Below are 17,194 nucleotides of genomic sequence, written 5' to 3' on the forward strand. Positions count from 1 at the left end.
ATCAATACACCAGATTTAAGGTGACATCGTCGCTGTAGGCGCCCGCCTGCGCGGTCGTCAGCGCCCCTGCGTCAATAACGCCATACAGCGTCTCTTCCTGCGCCATGCCGTTGCCGGTATCGGTAAGCCCATCGGTGCTGGTGATTTGCGTCTGTTTGCTCTCATCGGCAAAAAGTTTCCACGCTATCTTCTGTGCGCCCGTTTCACCGTTTTCCGGCTTCAGCCAGAAGGTGCCGTTTTCGCTGCTATCGTTGCTGGTGGCAGAGAGCGTGAACGGCGTACCGTTGGTACACACAATATCGACCTGCGTTTTGGCCTGAATTTCGCTTGATTCATCCGACCCGTGGCGTGAGAAATTGAGGTCGTTGGCTTTGAGGGTGCAGGATTTTACCACCTCAAGTGAAACGTGCATCGTCGCGCTTGCGGTGCTGTCTGCGGCGATCGCAGCGGCAGGAAGCAGGAGAGCGGAACAACATACAGCAGTGGAGATAATTTTCATGATCTTATTTCCTGACGTGAATAACAGTGCAATTACAGAGAAGTGGCCAGAGCGTCCAGCAGGCAGAGTTTTCGATGGAATTCTGCCAGGTTCTGACAGCAAAATTTGTTCATCGCGTTACGCTTGTGGGTGTAGATCGTTTTTGGTGACTTATTAAGGATTTGTGCGATACGCACCGGGCTGAAGCCTTTTTGAAGCAGCATGCAAACCCGCATTTCCTGGTACGTGAGCGTGGCGGTATTTTCTAAAGAGAAGGTCATGTCGCTAAAGCAGTGGCTTAGTTGGGCAAGGGACACATTTCCCGGGACCACTCTGATCCGCTCATTGCCTGGCAGGGCGTTAATGTCGTTGACCCTGGCCGTATCCGTAAATAACAGCCAGCTCTGCCCGGCGTGCGTGCTGAGCAGCTGCTGCAAACGCAGAAGCCCTTCTGGAGTAACGTTGTTGATCCAGTACGCCTCAGGACGGGGAGACACGGCCGTCGATACTATAGAATGGAGGCCGAGCCACAAAAACGCATTGCTGCTCAGAACGATGACCTGATAGCCGGCATTCGGGATGAAAGGCGTCATTTCATGCCCCACAGATAACCCTGGCCGTAGTCGGCCACGCTGGCGCGGGCCAGCGCGAAATCACCCGCGGTTTCGATGCCTTCTATCAGTACCTTACTGGCGACACGCTTGTACTGGCGGGTAAGGTGCAGGAACTTAGCCTGCTCGGTACGTCCGATCCAGAAGGTATGTTTGTCAATTTTGACGCCGCAGAAGCGGATCTGGCTGGCAAGCAGCTCGGGAAGAATGTCTTCGCAGACGTCGTCGGCCCACACTTCAACGCCCCACTGATGGAGCATCGCGATACCTGTTCGCAGGGACCGGCTTTGCATATCGTCGAGTTGTACCATCGTATGGAGATCGGTAACTTCAATAGCCAGCCTCTCCGGGCAGGAGGTTTCTTCTTTCAGCCTGTCGAGGAAGTCTGGTTCCAGCAGTAAATCCGATGTCGCATTGAGGTAATACTTGTCGCCTTCTTCGCAAGACAGGGTATGGCGAAGCTGCGCAAAGAAGTGTTCTTTACGCTGCGCAGAGGGCATTGAGCTAAAGTAGTCTTCAAGATTGACGTGGGGTTTTGCCGTGGACAATACCTCCCAGGCAATGACATTTTCACTGCGCAATGCCCGGATGGACTCGAACTTATAGCCGGTTAGCATGATAAAAGTGTGTACCGCTCCGTAGTGATTTCAGGAGCTGTACATTCTATGTTGGTGGCTTTTGGTGGGATATTTATAAATAAAATTGGCTTATATAAAGAGTTTTTGTCTGATTTATAAACTTTATATAGAATTATTTATTTTCATAACCGCCCAGCGGAATGCCGGGCGGGGCATGCGTTAGCCTTGCTTGCTGACAATTTTGATTTCGACCATGCCAATCCCCAGCTGGCGCGGTGAGTGGCCGAGAATATTCCCTTCATTGGTGGACTGCGGGTCTGGCGGCACAATGACTAAAGTATTGCTGCGCGATAGATTGGTGAAATGCAGCGTGTGAGTGCTTACGTCGTTACCAAGCGTCAGCGTCTGCTCTTCATCGCCCACGCGCACCGGCACGGGCTTATTCGCGTTGGGCCCGTAAGCTCTGGCTGTGATCACCAGGTCGAACTGTTCCGGCAGCGGATGGGTGTACTCAATTTTCACCTCGTTGCCCAGCTGCGCGTTCGACCAGCGCCCCCAGGACTCCGGACGGGAGATGCCGCTAAACTGCTTCACTTCTTCAGGCGCGCCGGCCACGTTAAAGATGAAGCTGTCCGCTTTATAACGAATGTCGTTGTCGACGATTTTAAGCATGTCGATGTTGTGCTGATAGCGAGCCGTATCAATCACTGTATCTTTAAAGGCGGTTTTGCCTTTCCACTGGGCTTTGTCAACATGCTGCACGGTTTGCTCCCCGCCAAGCTGTCCCTGAGAGACGCACCAGTCGGTAGAAAGCGCCAGCGGCTGTGACCAGAGCTGTCCCATTTTGTAACACCGGTCGATCCAGACGAAGTTGTCGCGAGGGGCGAAATCGGCCAGCTGGAAACGCAGCGGCGCGGAGTACTCACTTTCCGGCAGCGGTTCAACGCGGTTATCCGACACGCGTACCAGCAGCGGCAGACGGAAATTGCTGCCGGAGAAGGCGACGGTGTTTTTATCCCGATCGATGGTGAAGTCTTTCATCTCTTTTGGGAAGTTCCACAGGCGGATGATGTCGGGCTTCCAGGCGAGAATTTTCTCCTTCATGTTGAGGAAGACCTCCGACAGGGATTGTCCGGACAGCGTGCTGCGCCCAAGGCCAATAAAGTTGTCGCCGCCCAGAATGTCCAGCACCGTCGCGCCGTTATCCATGGAGTTGCGCTTGGTGGCGATCGTCTCCTGCTGCGGCTTGTCGCCGCGCAGGACGAAGAACAGATTGCTGCGGTCCTGCTTGTTGAGCTGATCCCACGCGCTGTTTTTCATCGCCAGATGATCGGACGAGACGACGATGACGGTGTTTTTAAACCAGGGCGAGGTTTTGATTTTCTCGACCAGCGCGGCGATGTGCTCCTGGCTACAGGTCACGGCGCTGAAAGACTTATTGTTTTTGCCATCCACGTCATAGCTTTTGCGCTTACAGGTGCGCGAGACGAACCCGTCCGGATGGTGGGTATCCACCGTCAGCGCAAAGAGAGAGAAGCGCTTGCCCGCGCGGGAAAGTTCCTCGAACTTCTTCCAGGTTTCGTCCAGTACCGTATCGTCATAGAAGCCCCAGTCGTTGCGGTAGGTCGGATCGGCAACCGTCGTTTTTAACTCTTCCGAGCCATACAGGTGGTCAAAACCGTGGGATTTCAGAAACACATCTTTTCCGGCAAAGCGCAGGTTTGCTCCCTGCATAAAGTAGTTTTCATAGCCGGAATTTTTCAGAATATCGCCCAGGCAAATATTCTGCGGGAAGAACGTCGACATTGAAGCGGAGGCGTTGCCTTCAAAAGGCGCGAAGAGCGGGATACCGCACTGGGAAGCCACCATTCCGGCGATAGTGTAATCCGTGCCGGGCAGCTGCATGGTGTGGCTGAAGTCGAGACCTTCATTTTTCAGCGCGCCAAGGTCCGGCGTCAGGTTAGGGAACGCGTCGTTATCAAAGTAGGTACGCTCCAGGCTTTCACCGTAGATGTAGACAAGGTTGAGCTTCGGGTTGGCGATCGTTTTTGACGGCTCTTTATAATAGGCCACGAAGTCCGGATCGCCGTCACGCGACTGGGATTTCACAAGCTCGGTAATTTGATGAAACGCCGGGCTGGCATCAACGGAGGCCAGCGCCAGGAACAGCGCCAGCAGGCTGTAGCCATGATGGTGAGGGAGATGGCGACGGCGGCGCAGCACCCAGGCGAGCGCGCCGAAAATCGTCACCAGCGCCACGATCAGCCCCAGCCCCGGAAGGATGTACTTACCCACCCCTGCGCCCGTCAGGCTGTTCGTCAGGGTATAGAGCACAGCATCGTTAATGCCGTCGCCGGTGAAGTAATCGCTGGCGTATAATGTAATGTTTAAAATGATAAAAATGCCGAGCACCACCAGCGTGGCGATAAACCACCAGGTGTTACGGCCGGCTTTCCAGGCATAAACGCCGACGGAAGCCAGAAAAAGGATAAGAGAGATAAATTCTGACAACAGCATATCCTCATGACGCCAGGTGCTTCGCTGGCTAACTGTTTATTTTTGGTAAGACAATGTAATGGCGATGTCGTTTAGCTGCAATTTTAGTGTCACGAAAGTGTGCTGTTGTTAGGATTTGGTTTATAAAATCGTTTTTATGAAGGCGGTCGCATCCTGACAAACGGACGCTGAGACGGTGGCAGGTAGGAAAAACGCTCGTTTAACGCCGCGATGCAAGCCTATCGCATTAAACGCGGCGTGTTGTGGCAGAAAATGGGGCGGATCAGGAGATGAAATTAACGCCTTGTTTCAGCACCAGATCGCAGGCTTTGGTTTTCACCTGTTTTGCCAGAGAGGAGTTGCCAAGGGTGCTCAGGTTAAGCTGCTGGCCGTTTTGCGCGTTAAGCAGGCCCTGAATGCCGTCCATATAGCTGGTATCTGCTTTCTGTTCCTGCGTATCGAGACCCAGTTTACCCAGCACCTGGTTTTTCACGTTTTGCGCGTCGGTCACGGACGCCAGCTTCTGCTTCGCGCAATATTCCAGAATCCCCGCCGCGTTGTTCATCGTGCCCGCGCTCAGGCTCTGGGAGCTATTGCTCAGCAGGCTGGTGAGAGAAGAAGCCGAGAGCCCGCCCTGGGCGCTGCTGCCCTCTTTGGTCAGCTCATTTGCTGCGCTTGACAGGGAATCCTGCCAGGAAGCCGCTTGCGCTGCGCCGGTAACCAGCAGCGCGCCTAAAAAGGTGCTGATAAGAATCTGTTTTTTCATAATGGCTTTCTCAAAAAGGTCCGTTTTGGGCCGGAAGGGGTTCCAGTATATACCTGCGCCCTGCTGGTGATTCCTGGAACTGTCTTAATACTCTTTGCCGGTGACGCGGCTGCGGTAACTGTCCCAGTCGAAGATGACATACAAACTGTTGCCCAGCTTCATGCGGTCCATGACGCGTTCACCCAGTAAACGGGTCATCTCGTCAATGTTGTGGTTCGTCAGCATGCCGGTGGGGCGTTTGGAGGAGGAGCGGCGATCGACAATCTGGTTAATGATGACCTTTTCATAACGGGATTCCGTCTGAACGCCTATCTCATCGATAACCAGGAGATCCACATTGCTTAGATCGTTAAGCAGCTGTTCTTCGCTGGTTTCACGGTTGCTGAAGGTGTCTTTCATGGCGGACATGATATCGGCCACGGTGATGATGAGGACCGATTTACCGCGCAGAAGCAGCTCGTTGCAGATGGCGGCTGCGAGGTGGTTTTTTCCGGTCCCGGGCCTGCCGCTAAAAATGAAGCTCGCGATATTGCCGTCGAATTCATCCACGTACTGACGTGCGGCGGCAAGCGCGTTCATCTGCCCGGTGGTCTCAATTTTATAGTTATCAAACGAGCAGTTCTGATGCAGGGGACGAATACCGGAGCGGTTAAAGGTGCGCTGCATTTTCATCGCCCGGTTTTCGCGGGCGAGCGCGGCGGCACGAATTTCACCTTGCTCCTTTTGCCACGCCAGCAGCTCTTCACCCGTGGTGAAAGCGGGCTTCACGTTGGCAGGCATCATTTTTTGCAGACGTTTCATCAGGTCGCCGACGTTCTTCATTTCGCACCTCGGAATCCGCTTGGGATCTGTTTATCCGGTTCTGAAAACGCGTTGATATCGCGCTTTGGCTGGCCATTGTTGCTGGCGCGGGTTATTTGAAGATGACGCGCGAGCTTTTGCTGCCACTGGATGTGGGTGAACACTTTGCCTTCCGCCTGCCACCAGGCGGTAAACGCGGCGAGCTCTTCCGCGGTGGCGGGTTGGGTTAACGCAATGCCCCACAGTGCAGCCTGCCGCTGAAAATCCGCGTCAGGCTGCCAGCCCGCGTACAGGGCAAATTTACCCATAGGAACGGCCAGTGGGGCATTAACCGGTTCATCAAAGAACTGGTTATCCAGCGTGACATCGCTCGCCGGGCGTGACAATTGCGCCTCGATCTCCAGAAGCTGTGCCAGTCGTTCCGGCGTGATTGCGTAAAACGCCGGCGCGTTGTCGGCAAAAACCGCAACCGTGCCGCCTTCGGCGTGGGTCAACACACCGCGTGGGTCGCGCATAAAGGCATCAATGCCAGCAATGCTGGTGGTCAGAATTCTGGAGGACATAACGCTTACTCAACTGATTACTACGGGCGTGATATGGGCTTATGGTAGCACAGAGAGGGGGAAGGAAAGGAGGGGGAAGTGCAGGCTGGTGCCCTCATCCTGGCGGGCTGAGGAATCCCCAGTAATTTATAAGCAGAAGCAATAAGGTTGTTTCAGAACGAGTTAAAGCTTTCAGCGACGCCCTGGTCCGGCTGTAAATCGCCGAAGCGTTTCCGTAAGGCCGGGGCGAGGCGCACGGATGCGCCGAGAGGGCGTGGCCTGCAGGGATGCAGGCTCATGCCCGACCCGATAGCCTGAAGGAATAAGCTGAGGGTACCGCGAAGCGGCGATTTACCGCCGGGAGCCCGGGTCGCCAGGGCGGTGGCGATTGAGCCGCCCTGGCACGTTCACCGGTCATGTCCTTACAGAGTAGCAAGGAACATAAAGTGAACGGAATGACCACCGGAGCCGTATGTTCCCCCTCACCCTAACCCTCTCCCCAAAGGGGCGAGGGGATTACTCACTGCTCGCATTAATTTGTGGGGATCCCTCTCCCGGCGGGAGAGGGAACAGAACCGATTACGCGATGATATTCAGCGTGACGTCAATATTGCCGCGGGTCGCGTTAGAGTAAGGGCAAACAATGTGCGCCGCATCGACCAGTTTTTTAGCTTCAGCAGGATCCATACCTTCTACGTGGATATTCAGTTTTGCTTCGATACCAAAACCGGTTGGCAGCGGGCCGATACCCACTTCGCCTTCAATAAACGCATCTTTTGGCAGGGTAAATTTGTCGCGAGCCGCCACAAACTTCATCGCGCCCAGGAAGCAGGCAGAATAACCCGCGGCAAACAGCTGCTCAGGGTTCGTGACTTCTCCCCCCATGCCGCCCATCTCTTTGGGTACGCCCAGTTTGACATCCAGTACGCCATCGGAAGAGGTCGCGCGGCCGTCACGGCCCCCGGTTGCTTTTGCTTTGGCGGTATAAACAACTTTTTCTAAAGACATGGCAGGTTCCTCATCTTACTTTTGTATGTGCTATTTAATAGCGTGCGATATATATGGGTAAACTAAGACGCGTAAAGTATAGCCTCACGCGCGTTGAATCTGTTGTCGCAAAAGTTCCAGCTGTTGCTTGAGCGCCAGCATGGTGTCGGTATCACACTGTGCGGCGCATCCCACCGCATGTGGGATACCCAATGCCTGCTGCTGAAGTTCACGTCCGGCTTCAGTCAGCGTGACGGCGACCTGACGTTCATCTTTACGCGAGCGGTGGCGGTTGATGAGCCCTGCGCTTTCCAGACGCTTCAGGAGCGGCGTCAACGTTGCGGAGTCAAGGAACAACCGTTCACCGATGTCCGACACCGTCACGTCATCCTGCTCCCACAGCACCAGCATCACCAGATATTGCGGGTAAGTCAGGTTCAGCGGTGCCAGCAGTTGCCGGTACAGCTTATTAAGCGCCAGATTTGCCGAATAGAGGGCAAAACAGAGCTGGTTGTCCAGCAGGAGCGCAGCGGTCGTGTCGTTCGTTTTTGCGTTCATGAAATGAATATAGATTGTGTACGATTTAATTGCAAGCAATATTATGGACAGGTATAACGCAGCGCCACCTGAACAGCCATTTTACGGTAGTGCTGGCGCTGGGCCTGTTCGTCTGCACCCTCTTCAAACAGCAAGGTGAAGGTGTAGCTGTTGGCAACGTAGTGAAAGCTGAAGCTGCTGATCAGACGGTGAAGATCGCGGGCGTTAACTGTCTGGCTGAATAGCAGCTTTTCTTTGCCCCGGCGCAGGATGCCTTCCAGCAGGTCGAGCGCGCTGCGGTTGACCTGGCGAAGATAGTTTGACTGCTGCATAAAGCGGCCGCGCTGCATGTTTTCCATGCAGATTATGCGGATGTAATCCGGGTGGTCTGCGTGATAGTCAAAAGTGGCTTCAACCAGGTGGACCAGCGCTTCGACAGGAGGCATATCCGCCAGGCTGAGCGCTTTTTCACTGGCGCGAATTTGGGTGTAAACGTATTCCAGGACGAGCAGGTAGAGATTTTCTTTGTTTTTAAAATGGTAAACCACCATGCGTTTGGTGGTACCCGCTTTCTCGGCGATCTGCTCCATGCGGGCACCGTTCAGTCCAAATTCGGCAAACAGCGCGATAGCGCTCTGAAAAATTTTCTCTTTCAGGCTCGATTCTTCACTGTGCTCGGGGTGTTCGCTGCCAGGGTTAGCCACATCCTTTCCTTATTTTTACCAAACGGACCAGAAAGATTATCTCCACGGCAGCGAAATAACACAAATATCAAACGCGCGGGCGCTTGCGGTAGAGCCATAGCCCGGGTATCGACAGCCCGATAGAGAGCGCGCCGACGATGGAGGACGCCTTAAGAAAGTTGCTCAGGAGAAGAATCATCTGCGGCTCGGTGTAGCCAAAATGGCTGATTTTCACCGCGGAAATCATCGCCGTATAGGCAGATATGCCGGGGAACATCGGAATAACGGCGGCGACGGTGAACACTTTCGGATGCGCCAGATACCAGCGCGACCACTGAATACCGATGCTGCCGACCAGCATAGAGGCGATAAACGTCGACCATTCGATGTTAAAGCCCGCCGTCATCATCACCATTCGTGAGCCATGACCGATTGCGCCCAGCAGGGCACACCACGGCAGCGCGCGTTGCGGAACGTTAAATACCATCGCAAAGCCGACGGCAGGAATGGCGGCCAGGAGCATGTCCTGTGCCAGCGCCAGCAGAAAATCTATCACGCCCATCCGCGTAGCCCCCACAACGTCATCGCCATCACCACGCCGATGCAGGTCGCCAGCGTCAGCAGGCTGGCGATGGCCCAGCGTGCCAGGCCGGTATTGATGTGCCCTTTAAACATGTCGGCGACGGCGTTAATCAGTGGGAAGCCCGGCACCAGCAGAAGCACGCTGGCGGCCATCGCAATCGTCGGGGTCGCGGCAAACTGCGGCAGGCGCAGCAGCAGGCCAGACACCGTGGTGGCAACAAACGCGGTGATGCAGAAATTAATTTGTGGGTGCAGCTGCCGGTGCGTCAGCATCTGGCGCACGTACATGGCGATGCTGCTGGCGAAAAAGGTGACGATCGCGCCGTCCCAGCCGCCTTTATTGAGCTTACAAAAACAGGCGCACGACAGCCCCACCATGAGCACGACCAGCCAGCGTGGATAACGTAATGGCTTGATTTGGTTAAACCGTTTTTCAATCTCCTTGAGATCGAGAAGCTTATGCTCAGCCAGGATGACGATGTGCTGGACCTCGGTTACAACGTGCATATTAATGCCGCGGTCGTGGTTTTTACGGGTGGACGTCAGACACTGCCCGTCTTTAATGGTGGTCAGCACAATGGCGTTGGATGAGATAGCGCTTTCAACGCTGTCCATTCCCAGCGCCAGTCCCAGCCGGGTTGAAAGCTCCTCGACCAGCGCGCTTTCCGCGCCGTGCTGGAGCAGAAAAAGACCGCACTGAATACAGAGCCGCGTGATAGCACGCTGCGTTGACCGATCTGCCTGCATGTCGTGTCCCGAAGAGAAAGTGGATAGTTGCCGATTGGCCCGTAATGCCTACTTTTAGCACAAAGTGCGGTGACCTTTGCTGTGGATCAGATCAAGGTTTATGCAAACAGTTGCGACCCCCGTCACGAAAGGTTTTTTGTATTAATTTATCAATGCGGTGAATTATTAATTTGGAAATATAAGATATTTGTATTTAGTTATTCTAATTTTATATTGTCGTTATTTTAATGACGACGTAATTAAATTTATTTGCGCTTTGTGAGATATTAGCGCTGTTTTAGGCGTTTCTTAAACCAAGAACATATCTCATCTTCTGCTTGTATTAATCCGTTTTACACTCAGGGACGAAAATACTTATACATTGATGCGTTTAAGGTTACTCATCAAATGAAAAATGGACACGGAGGGTCTATGTTGTCACTGCCTGGTAAGCATGGCGTTGTCATTAGCCGAATACCCGTAATGCAAAATGGGCTAGGGGACGTAATGGCGCGTCATTTCCCCGATTTTGAATTGACCTACTGCCGCTCACTGCAGGAGTTAACCCTGCTTCAGTTGCGCCGCGCAGACGTGATTATCGCCGATGTTTCAGGCGAATACAGGAACCCACGGGGTACGCTCGAAGAGTATTACCGCTTACTGAACCAGTACCGGGAAATCCACTGGATCTTTTTGGTCTCCCGGCCGTTTTACCCTATTGCCGTTGAGCTGCTTATGCGGCCGGAAAGCACGCTGCTTTCTGATATGGAACCTATTGAAGGTGTCGTTAACGCTATCCGGGCAGGGAGTGAACGCGCGGAGCGGATAAGCCAGACGTTATTAACCCCAGAACCTCAGGAAAGTGATGATGATGACGAACACTTTATTGCGCTCACGCACTCTGAACGTAAGGTGCTTCGCCTGTTAGGCAAAGGGTGGGGGATTAACCAAATCGCTACATTGCTTAAAAAGAGCAATAAAACGATCAGTGCGCAGAAAAACAGTGCGATGCGAAGGCTCTCATTGCGGAGTAATGCCGACATGTACGCCTGGATCAACAGTACACAGGGAATGAGAGAGCTGAGTTTAATGTCAGCCTATGGAGAGTTCGAGGAATGGAAAAAACCGATTCAACAAGACATCTCGCCATCATCGAAAATTGCGCGATGAGTGCGGTCGGGCTGCAGCATCTTTTTACGCAGTCTGAACTCAGCCAATATCAACTGCACCTGTTTAATGATTTTGATGGCTTTAAGAAAGCACTGCATCACGTGAATTTTTTTTCGCTGATCTATTCGCTTTCCGATGCGCGAGAAGAGCGCCGTAACTGCCTTGCGCATCTGCGGGATCTTGCGTTTACGCATAGCCATATCCAACGCATTATCCTGGTCTCGGATGAGATGGAAGCGCGGTTGATTAGCCATCTTTCGCCTTCACGTCTGCACGGTGTGGTCAGTAAATCGGTGACCCTCGAACACCTGATGAAGGAATTCATGGTGTTGTTGAGCGAAACGCTGCGCATTAATGACAATATGCTTAACCACTGGTACTGCAGTCAGAACCGGATGTTAAGCCCAACGGAAAGAGCGATTTTGCGTTATATGTCATGCGGGTATTCCATCCCCGAAATCGCGGCGCAGCTTGAGCGCAATATCAAGACTATTCGCGCGCATAAGTTTAATGCGATGGTGAAGCTGGGGGTGAACTCTGACGTAGGGTTGCTTGACGCAGCGGATATTCTTACCCATCTCCCGGTTAGAGAACCGCGAACTGCGGGGCTAAGCAAACCGACATTTTTGTAACCTGCCTTTTGCGCGCCAGATACGCTCTGGCGCATCATTCAGATGCACACATCAACCCACTTTGCGGATGTCAGCTCTGCCATTCTGTCTGGAGAAATACGCACGGCACTATGAATTGCGCCAGCGGCGGGGAGCACTTCAGCGTATTGTTTTAAAGAGATATCGCAGTAAACCGCGAGCGGGTTTTCCAGCCCGAACGGGCAGACGCCACCAACGGGATGACCTGTAACGGTAACCACTTCATCGCTGCTGAGCATGCGTGCTTTCGCGCCAAACGTGTCTTTCAGTTTTTTGTTATCCAGACGCGCATCACCCTTCGCCACGACCAGAATCACCTCATTTTTAACCTTCAACGATAAGGTTTTGGCAATTTGTCCCGGCTCTACACGGTGGGCGGCAGCAGCCAGCGCAACGGTAGCCGTACTCTGGCTAAGTTCTATTACCTCTATCTCCGGCGCGTTGTCGGCAAAAAACTGCTGTACGGACTGCAAACTCATTGTTTCCTCCTGACAAATATCCTGCGTAATCTGTCATAAGAATTTATGCTCTGTAAATATCTCTTAAGTAACAAATATCCAGGATGGCTGATTTCTGGATCCTCTTCACAATCACAGAAACCGGTTACAGTAACCGGTTGCAGAGCGTGATGCGTAGATTAATACTGAGTATGTAACGTCCCCTGTATCCAATAATAAGAGCCAATTATGAAACCATTTCGTCTGAGCAGTACCGCTGGTACGCAAGCCAGCAAGGTTGTGAAGCTGATTTATGGAACAACGTGCGGCGCGAGTGCGCCCGTAATAAACGTCTGACAGGAGATCAACCATGTCTGCCAACCATGCTGCGTTTAATCTGATATTCCGTTTCGTTGAAAATTACGTGAGCCCGATTGCCGGGCGTATCTCGTCCCAGCGTCATGTCATGGCTATCCGTGATGGGTTTATCTCCGCGATGCCGTTCATGATTGTAGGTTCATTTTTATTAGTGTTTGCTTACCCACCGTTTTCGCCTGATACCACCTGGGGTTTTGCGCGCGCCTGGCTGGATATGGCAAAGCAGTTTGAAGGCCAGATCCTGACGCCGTTTGATATGACGATGGGCATTATGTCCATTTATATCTGCGCGGCCATCGCCTATAACCTTGGCAAACATTATGTCAAAACGCACCAGCTGGATCCGTTCATGTGCGCCATGTTGTCTCTGATGGCGTTTCTGCTGGTTGCAGCCCCTAAAACTAAAGGCACGCTTCCCGTCGACAGCCTGGGTGGAACGGGTATTTTTACCGCCATTCTGGTGGCGATTTACTGCGTTGAGATGATGCGTTTCCTGAAAGCGCATAACATCGGTATTCGCCTGCCAGACCAGGTGCCGCCGATGATCAAAAACTCCTTTGACCTGCTGATCCCGGTGCTGGTGGTGGTGTTAACGCTTTATCCGCTAAGCCTGTTGATTCAGTCTCAGTTTGATATGCTGATCCCGCAGGCAATTATGTCCATCTTCAAGCCTCTGGTTTCCGCGGCGGACTCACTGCCCGCAATCCTGCTGGCGGTATTGATTGGGCATCTGCTGTGGTTCGCCGGGATCCACGGGGCGGCCATCGTCTCCGGGATGCTGCAGATGTTCTGGCTGACTAACCTCGGGGCTAACCAGACCGCGCTGGCCGCCGGTCATCTCCTGCCACATATTTTTATGGAAGCCTTCTGGACGTTCTTCATCGTGATTGGGGGGTCGGGTGCAACGATGGGGCTGGTGATTTGCTATCTGCGCAGTCGCTCAGCGCATTTACGCTCTATCGGCCGATTGAGCGTGGTGCCCAGCTTCTTTAACATCAACGAACCGGTTATCTTCGGTACGCCGATCGTGATGAACCCGGTGTTCTTTATTCCGTTCCTGCTGGCCCCGATGGTTAACGCCGTGCTGGCCTGGGCGGCGATGACGTTTGATCTGATTGGCCGTGTTATTTCCGTAGTACCCTGGACGGCACCGGCGCCGATAGGCGCAGCATGGGCGCTGGGCTGGGATTTCCGTGCCGCTATTCTGGTGGTCGTTCTGGCCTGCGTATCGGCAATCATCTACTTCCCGTTCTTTAAAGTGTACGAGAAACAGCTGCTGGAGCAGGAAGCGGAAGAAGCGCAGCGTAACGCGGAAGAGGACAATCAGCAGGTGGCCTAGGTAAAAGCAAAACGGCAACTTTCAGGTTGCCGTTTTTAGTGTTTGTTCCCTCTCCCACGGGGCTGAGGGAACCCCAGTAATTTTTTAGCAGAAGCAATAAGGTTGTTTCAGAACGATTTAAGGCTTTCAGCGACGCCCTGGTCCGGCTGTAAATCGCCGAAGCGTTTCCGTAAGGCCGGGGCGAGGCGCACGGATGCGCCGAGAGGGCGTGGCCTGCAGGGATGCAGGCTCATGCCCGACCCGATAGCCTGAAGGAATAAGCTGAGGGCACCGCGAAGCGGCGATTTACCGCCGGGAGCCCGGGTCGCCAGGGCGGTGGCGATTGAGCCGCCCTGGCACGTTCACCGGCCATGTCCTTACAGAGTACCAAGGAACATAAAGTGAACGGAATGACCACCAGAGCCATATGTTCCCCCTCACCCTAGCCCTCTCCCCAAAGGGGCGAGGGGATTGTTCACTGCTCGCATTAATTTATGGAGATTCCTCAGCCCTGTGGGAGAGGGGCAGGGTGAGGGCATCAGGCCGCACTCTACTATTTCAGCGTGCAATCCCCGCACTGCTTGACGTCCGGCAGGCGATAGCGCTGGCAGCAGGTACGACGCACCAGAAGCCCGTCACGGAGCACAACGGTACGGAATAATGGGTTATCGCGGCCATCGGAAAGTTGTTTTGCAAAGAAGCAGGACTGACGCAGGGCCTCCACTTTCTCATCGCCGAGCAGCGGTTTCATTTCCGTTAAATACCAATGGATTAAATATCCGGTATTACTCCAGATAAGCTTCCCGTTGATCTCGCCCGTTGCTTCAAGTGCCTCCACCACTGGGATCAGGGCCTGGATGACAAGCTGTTCCAGACGTTCCTGAGCAGAGAACTGCTCTGCGCCGCGATCTTCGTGCAGGTCAATCCAGAAACAGGCTGCTCGGCCAGTTTCGTGGAACTCGACGTGAAAATGATCCGGGGAGAGCGCCAGCATGCTCTTTTGGGTTAACACCGCCAGCATGAGCGGGGGAACCATCAGCCCGATATACCATTGTGCCCACAGGGAAAGCAGCGGTTTATTTTCCCGCGTTAGGGTCGGCTGATTGCGATAGATATGGTCGGAATAGGTTGCAAGTAGCGACTGCAGCGTAGAGGGTTGCTGCCACTGAGCGAGCGTCATGGCGTGATGCGGGGGCGCTTCATCAAGCCTGATAAAGTCCAGAAGGTGGGCACGCGTCTGTGCAATCTTATCCCGTATGGCATCCGCAAGCGACGCATCCCCGCTGGTGAGCGGCGCTCGCCAGAGGAGTGGTTCAACGATGTGTGCGGTTTGCGTAGCCATAGTTGAGATAGGAATCTAAATGATAATGATTGCCAATCCTAACTATTGCTCATACCAATGGCAAGACTTTTGTCCTGATTAACCGCTTACGCGCTTAAGCGGTTTGTAGCTCTTCACTTAGCAGAATGTTATTGCGACCTAAATGCTTTGCTTCATAGAGCGCTCTGTCTGCTCTCTCCAGCGCGCCTTCAACGTCTTCATTTTCGAAAATGGCAATACCGATGCTGATGGTGACGTTGGTGGCGACACTTTCGTTGAAAAGATGAGGGATTTTCAAATCATAGACTTTCTGACGGATCCGCTCTGCCGTATGGCGGGCGTGTTCAAGGGAAATATTCGTCAGCAGCACCATGAACTCTTCCCCACCGAAACGCGCCACAATATCGCGTGAACGGACGGCATCACGGATGGCCGCAGAGACGCGTTTCAGTGCCTGGTCGCCCATCATATGGCCATAATGGTCGTTATAGGCTTTGAAGTGGTCGATATCCATCAGAAGGACAAAGTGTTCGCCGTTTTCTACCGCCGGCAGGTTCTCCAGACGGCTCTGCAGGCCGCGACGATTATAGAGCCCGGTTAGAGGATCCATCATGCTGAGATCGGTCAGCGTTTCCCGTTCTTCCAGCAGGCGAGAGAGCAGCTCCTGGGCGAAGCGATCGTTGCGCCTTTGCAAAATGTTATGAATAGCAATAGCCACCACAGGAAGTGCGAAAGAATAGGACATTCTTAGCCATATATCTTGGTCGCTTAACCACAGGCAGACAATAAAGGCGGGGAGCGAGTGCAGCGTAAATGCTTTGATATTACTGGCGAAGGCCAGCGTTCCGATAAAAAGCACCGTGAGTAAGGCTATTATCAAATACATAGCCTGGTCATGGGTAATTAGCGAAAATTTCGAATCAATTTGCCAGGCCCACAAAATACCAAAGATTGCTGAAACGGCAGGAATATTTATCTTCCGCGCGCGCTTTTTCCAGTGCCAGACGAACAGGCCAGTACTGATCGCGAAAATTGCAATCAGAGGGGCAGAAAACACGCGTACAGAATAGAGCGGGTTTGTTACCGAGAACACGGCTGAAGTTGCGTTCAGAAATAAAAATAAACGTAACGATAATTGATATTTTCTTTGAACCAAAGACCGCCAGGATTGTGATGTCATAGTCGTGCGTTTTTATTAAAATTTAATTAAAACAGATAAATAGGTGTGGTTTCGCACTAAAATATGCAAAAAACTCAAAGCGTAATTATAAGAAAAACTTTATGTGTAGTTAACAGGTGAGCAATTTATCACCTTAGGAAATTTCTGTCATTCTACATAAGGGTAAAGGCCGATCTTTTTTGCTTCACTGCGCGACAAATGATAATTTTTATCATATGATATTGTTTATCATTATCGTTATGAAAGGGCGATGTATGTTGAACAGGGCGCTGGGAAGTGCATGGGGAGTATTGTTGCCGGGCGTAATCCTTGGCGTGTTGATGTTTGCCGATCTCTCCATCAATATCTGGAAGGCCATCATTGTGTCAGGATTGCTGGTTACGTCAGGCATGATATGGCATAAGCAACTTCGTCACTTTGTTTTACTGCCATCGTGTGTCGCATTGATCAGTGGAATTCTGGTAATACTGATGAGTTTGAAATAACAGGGAAAACAAGAGGAGTTACAGAAGGGATGTAAGATAATTGGTGCGAGGGGGGGGACTCGAACCCCCACATCCTAAGGACACTAACACCTGAAGCTAGCGCGTCTACCAATTCCGCCACCTTCGCACAGTCATCTTACTTTTTTTGATATCGCCTCGTTGGTGCGAGGGGGGGGACTCGAACCCCCACATCCGTAAGGACACTAACACCTGAAGCTAGCGCGTCTACCAATTCCGCCACCTTCGCCCAGTGCGAGCAATATCAACGTGATTTATGGTGCGAGGGGGGGGACTCGAACCCCCACATCCGTAAGGACACTAACACCTGAAGCTAGCGCGTCTACCAATTCCGCCACCTTCGCATACCATCGATACTGTAAAAGTATCGTAACCACGGAGGCGCATTCTAGATGTTTTCAGCTTTACGTCAACTGAAAATTGCGCGACTTTTATTGATTGCTGCAAAAA

Annotated in this window: 19 protein-coding genes and 3 tRNA genes; 4 read left to right on the forward strand and 18 right to left on the reverse strand. The window is 52.7% G+C overall.

Annotated features, from left to right (window positions below; translation table 11 throughout):
• Position 1 precedes the first annotated feature (1 nt).
• The 12 genes from AC4ICF_RS03095 to AC4ICF_RS03150 all read right to left on the reverse strand — a co-directional run bounded on the left by AC4ICF_RS03095 (position 2) and on the right by AC4ICF_RS03150 (position 9,808).
• Positions 2–499 carry a Csu type fimbrial protein gene (locus tag AC4ICF_RS03095; protein WP_116342353.1) on the reverse strand — a complete coding sequence of 166 codons (498 nt, stop codon included), beginning with the start codon at positions 497–499 and terminating at the stop codon, positions 2–4.
• A 32-nt stretch (positions 500–531) separates the two neighbouring features.
• Complete coding sequence (locus AC4ICF_RS03100; protein WP_316379741.1) at positions 532–1,071, reverse strand: helix-turn-helix transcriptional regulator; 540 nt, start codon at positions 1,069–1,071, stop codon at positions 532–534.
• Positions 1,068–1,706 carry an EAL domain-containing protein gene (locus AC4ICF_RS03105; RefSeq protein WP_116342357.1) on the reverse strand — a complete coding sequence of 213 codons (639 nt, stop codon included), beginning with the start codon at positions 1,704–1,706 and terminating at the stop codon, positions 1,068–1,070. Before AC4ICF_RS03105 ends, AC4ICF_RS03100 begins: the two co-directional genes overlap by 4 nt.
• A gap of 180 nt (positions 1,707–1,886) precedes the next feature.
• The gene (gene opgB, locus AC4ICF_RS03110; protein WP_316379740.1) at positions 1,887–4,178 is read right to left on the reverse strand and encodes a phosphatidylglycerol--membrane-oligosaccharide glycerophosphotransferase; all 2,292 of its coding nucleotides are present in this window, start codon (positions 4,176–4,178) and stop codon (positions 1,887–1,889) included.
• Positions 4,179–4,446: 268 nt separating this feature from the next.
• Positions 4,447–4,929, reverse strand: coding sequence for a YjjA family protein (locus AC4ICF_RS03115; RefSeq protein WP_116342359.1), 483 nt, complete (start codon positions 4,927–4,929; stop codon positions 4,447–4,449).
• An 84-nt stretch (positions 4,930–5,013) separates the two neighbouring features.
• On the reverse strand, positions 5,014–5,751 hold the full coding sequence (dnaC, locus tag AC4ICF_RS03120; RefSeq protein WP_316379739.1) for a replicative helicase loader DnaC: 738 nt from the start codon (positions 5,749–5,751) through the stop codon (positions 5,014–5,016).
• The gene (gene dnaT, locus AC4ICF_RS03125) at positions 5,748–6,293 is read right to left on the reverse strand and encodes a primosomal protein DnaT (protein ID WP_316379738.1); all 546 of its coding nucleotides are present in this window, start codon (positions 6,291–6,293) and stop codon (positions 5,748–5,750) included. Before dnaT ends, dnaC begins: the two co-directional genes overlap by 4 nt.
• A 558-nt stretch (positions 6,294–6,851) precedes the next feature.
• Positions 6,852–7,280 (reverse strand): organic hydroperoxide resistance protein, encoded by a 429-nt coding sequence (locus tag AC4ICF_RS03130; RefSeq protein WP_023310299.1) that lies wholly within the window; start codon positions 7,278–7,280, stop codon positions 6,852–6,854.
• Positions 7,281–7,364: 84 nt separating this feature from the next.
• Entirely contained in the window at positions 7,365–7,817 is a 453-nt protein-coding gene (locus AC4ICF_RS03135; protein ID WP_028015419.1) for a MarR family winged helix-turn-helix transcriptional regulator, read from the reverse strand.
• 41 nt (positions 7,818–7,858) lie between these two features.
• Entirely contained in the window at positions 7,859–8,500 is a 642-nt protein-coding gene (locus AC4ICF_RS03140) for a TetR/AcrR family transcriptional regulator (protein WP_316379737.1), read from the reverse strand.
• A gap of 67 nt (positions 8,501–8,567) precedes the next feature.
• The gene (locus tag AC4ICF_RS03145; RefSeq protein WP_024908279.1) at positions 8,568–9,041 is read right to left on the reverse strand and encodes a threonine/serine exporter; all 474 of its coding nucleotides are present in this window, start codon (positions 9,039–9,041) and stop codon (positions 8,568–8,570) included.
• Positions 9,032–9,808, reverse strand: a complete 777-nt coding sequence (locus AC4ICF_RS03150) for a threonine/serine exporter family protein (RefSeq protein ID WP_116342367.1) — start codon at positions 9,806–9,808, stop codon at positions 9,032–9,034. Before AC4ICF_RS03150 ends, AC4ICF_RS03145 begins: the two co-directional genes overlap by 10 nt.
• A 411-nt stretch (positions 9,809–10,219) precedes the next feature.
• On the opposite strand from AC4ICF_RS03150, the gene AC4ICF_RS03155 reads away from it, so the two are divergent.
• Positions 10,220–10,957 (forward strand): helix-turn-helix transcriptional regulator, encoded by a 738-nt coding sequence (locus AC4ICF_RS03155; protein WP_116342369.1) that lies wholly within the window; start codon positions 10,220–10,222, stop codon positions 10,955–10,957.
• Positions 10,954–11,589, forward strand: a complete 636-nt coding sequence (bglJ, locus tag AC4ICF_RS03160; protein ID WP_116342372.1) for a DNA-binding transcriptional activator BglJ — start codon at positions 10,954–10,956, stop codon at positions 11,587–11,589. Before AC4ICF_RS03155 ends, bglJ begins: the two co-directional genes overlap by 4 nt.
• Positions 11,590–11,627: 38 nt before the next feature.
• Here the strand turns inward: bglJ and AC4ICF_RS03165 are convergent, their stop codons facing one another.
• On the reverse strand, positions 11,628–12,086 hold the full coding sequence (locus tag AC4ICF_RS03165) for a YbaK/EbsC family protein (RefSeq protein WP_023331967.1): 459 nt from the start codon (positions 12,084–12,086) through the stop codon (positions 11,628–11,630).
• A 328-nt stretch (positions 12,087–12,414) separates the two neighbouring features.
• Between AC4ICF_RS03165 and AC4ICF_RS03170 the strand changes: the two genes are divergently transcribed.
• Positions 12,415–13,761 carry a PTS sugar transporter subunit IIC gene (locus AC4ICF_RS03170; protein WP_316379736.1) on the forward strand — a complete coding sequence of 449 codons (1,347 nt, stop codon included), beginning with the start codon at positions 12,415–12,417 and terminating at the stop codon, positions 13,759–13,761.
• A gap of 532 nt (positions 13,762–14,293) precedes the next feature.
• On the opposite strand, the gene fhuF is transcribed toward AC4ICF_RS03170, so the two are convergent.
• Positions 14,294–15,082 (reverse strand): siderophore-iron reductase FhuF, encoded by a 789-nt coding sequence (gene fhuF, locus AC4ICF_RS03175; RefSeq protein ID WP_316379735.1) that lies wholly within the window; start codon positions 15,080–15,082, stop codon positions 14,294–14,296.
• 94 nt (positions 15,083–15,176) lie between these two features.
• The gene (locus AC4ICF_RS03180) at positions 15,177–16,241 is read right to left on the reverse strand and encodes a GGDEF domain-containing protein (protein ID WP_061099315.1); all 1,065 of its coding nucleotides are present in this window, start codon (positions 16,239–16,241) and stop codon (positions 15,177–15,179) included.
• 254 nt (positions 16,242–16,495) lie between these two features.
• Between AC4ICF_RS03180 and AC4ICF_RS03185 the strand changes: the two genes are divergently transcribed.
• On the forward strand, positions 16,496–16,726 hold the full coding sequence (locus AC4ICF_RS03185) for a DUF1435 domain-containing protein (protein WP_116342625.1): 231 nt from the start codon (positions 16,496–16,498) through the stop codon (positions 16,724–16,726).
• Positions 16,727–16,767: 41 nt separating this feature from the next.
• Here AC4ICF_RS03185 and AC4ICF_RS03190 read toward each other — a convergent pair.
• The 3 genes from AC4ICF_RS03190 to AC4ICF_RS03200 form a co-directional block, all read right to left on the reverse strand.
• A tRNA-Leu gene (locus AC4ICF_RS03190) sits at positions 16,768–16,853 on the reverse strand.
• Between the two features lie 33 nt (positions 16,854–16,886).
• Positions 16,887–16,973: transfer RNA gene (locus AC4ICF_RS03195), tRNA-Leu, on the reverse strand.
• 28 nt (positions 16,974–17,001) lie between these two features.
• Positions 17,002–17,088 (reverse strand) — tRNA-Leu (locus tag AC4ICF_RS03200).
• Between the last annotated feature and the right edge of the window lie 106 nt (positions 17,089–17,194).

The organism is Enterobacter sp. ECC_219_Taxon_10, assembly GCF_058354905.1.

What these genes read in the sequence shown, in the direction of transcription:
- AC4ICF_RS03095 (WP_116342353.1), bottom strand. Translation starts at nt 499, where the DNA reads ATGAAAATTATCTCCACTGCTGTATGTTGTTCCGCTCTCCTGCTTCCT.
- AC4ICF_RS03100 (WP_316379741.1), bottom strand. Translation starts at nt 1,071, where the DNA reads ATGACGCCTTTCATCCCGAATGCCGGCTATCAGGTCATCGTTCTGAGC.
- AC4ICF_RS03105 (WP_116342357.1), bottom strand. Translation starts at nt 1,706, where the DNA reads ATGCTAACCGGCTATAAGTTCGAGTCCATCCGGGCATTGCGCAGTGAA.
- AC4ICF_RS03115 (WP_116342359.1), bottom strand. Translation starts at nt 4,929, where the DNA reads ATGAAAAAACAGATTCTTATCAGCACCTTTTTAGGCGCGCTGCTGGTT.
- dnaC (WP_316379739.1), bottom strand. Translation starts at nt 5,751, where the DNA reads ATGAAGAACGTCGGCGACCTGATGAAACGTCTGCAAAAAATGATGCCT.
- dnaT (WP_316379738.1), bottom strand. Translation starts at nt 6,293, where the DNA reads ATGTCCTCCAGAATTCTGACCACCAGCATTGCTGGCATTGATGCCTTT.
- AC4ICF_RS03130 (WP_023310299.1), bottom strand. Translation starts at nt 7,280, where the DNA reads ATGTCTTTAGAAAAAGTTGTTTATACCGCCAAAGCAAAAGCAACCGGG.
- AC4ICF_RS03135 (WP_028015419.1), bottom strand. Translation starts at nt 7,817, where the DNA reads ATGAACGCAAAAACGAACGACACGACCGCTGCGCTCCTGCTGGACAAC.
- AC4ICF_RS03145 (WP_024908279.1), bottom strand. Translation starts at nt 9,041, where the DNA reads ATGGGCGTGATAGATTTTCTGCTGGCGCTGGCACAGGACATGCTCCTG.
- AC4ICF_RS03150 (WP_116342367.1), bottom strand. Translation starts at nt 9,808, where the DNA reads ATGCAGGCAGATCGGTCAACGCAGCGTGCTATCACGCGGCTCTGTATT.
- AC4ICF_RS03155 (WP_116342369.1), top strand. Translation starts at nt 10,220, where the DNA reads ATGTTGTCACTGCCTGGTAAGCATGGCGTTGTCATTAGCCGAATACCC.
- bglJ (WP_116342372.1), top strand. Translation starts at nt 10,954, where the DNA reads ATGAGTGCGGTCGGGCTGCAGCATCTTTTTACGCAGTCTGAACTCAGC.
- AC4ICF_RS03165 (WP_023331967.1), bottom strand. Translation starts at nt 12,086, where the DNA reads ATGAGTTTGCAGTCCGTACAGCAGTTTTTTGCCGACAACGCGCCGGAG.
- AC4ICF_RS03170 (WP_316379736.1), top strand. Translation starts at nt 12,415, where the DNA reads ATGTCTGCCAACCATGCTGCGTTTAATCTGATATTCCGTTTCGTTGAA.
- fhuF (WP_316379735.1), bottom strand. Translation starts at nt 15,082, where the DNA reads ATGGCTACGCAAACCGCACACATCGTTGAACCACTCCTCTGGCGAGCG.
- AC4ICF_RS03180 (WP_061099315.1), bottom strand. Translation starts at nt 16,241, where the DNA reads ATGACATCACAATCCTGGCGGTCTTTGGTTCAAAGAAAATATCAATTA.
- AC4ICF_RS03185 (WP_116342625.1), top strand. Translation starts at nt 16,496, where the DNA reads ATGTTGAACAGGGCGCTGGGAAGTGCATGGGGAGTATTGTTGCCGGGC.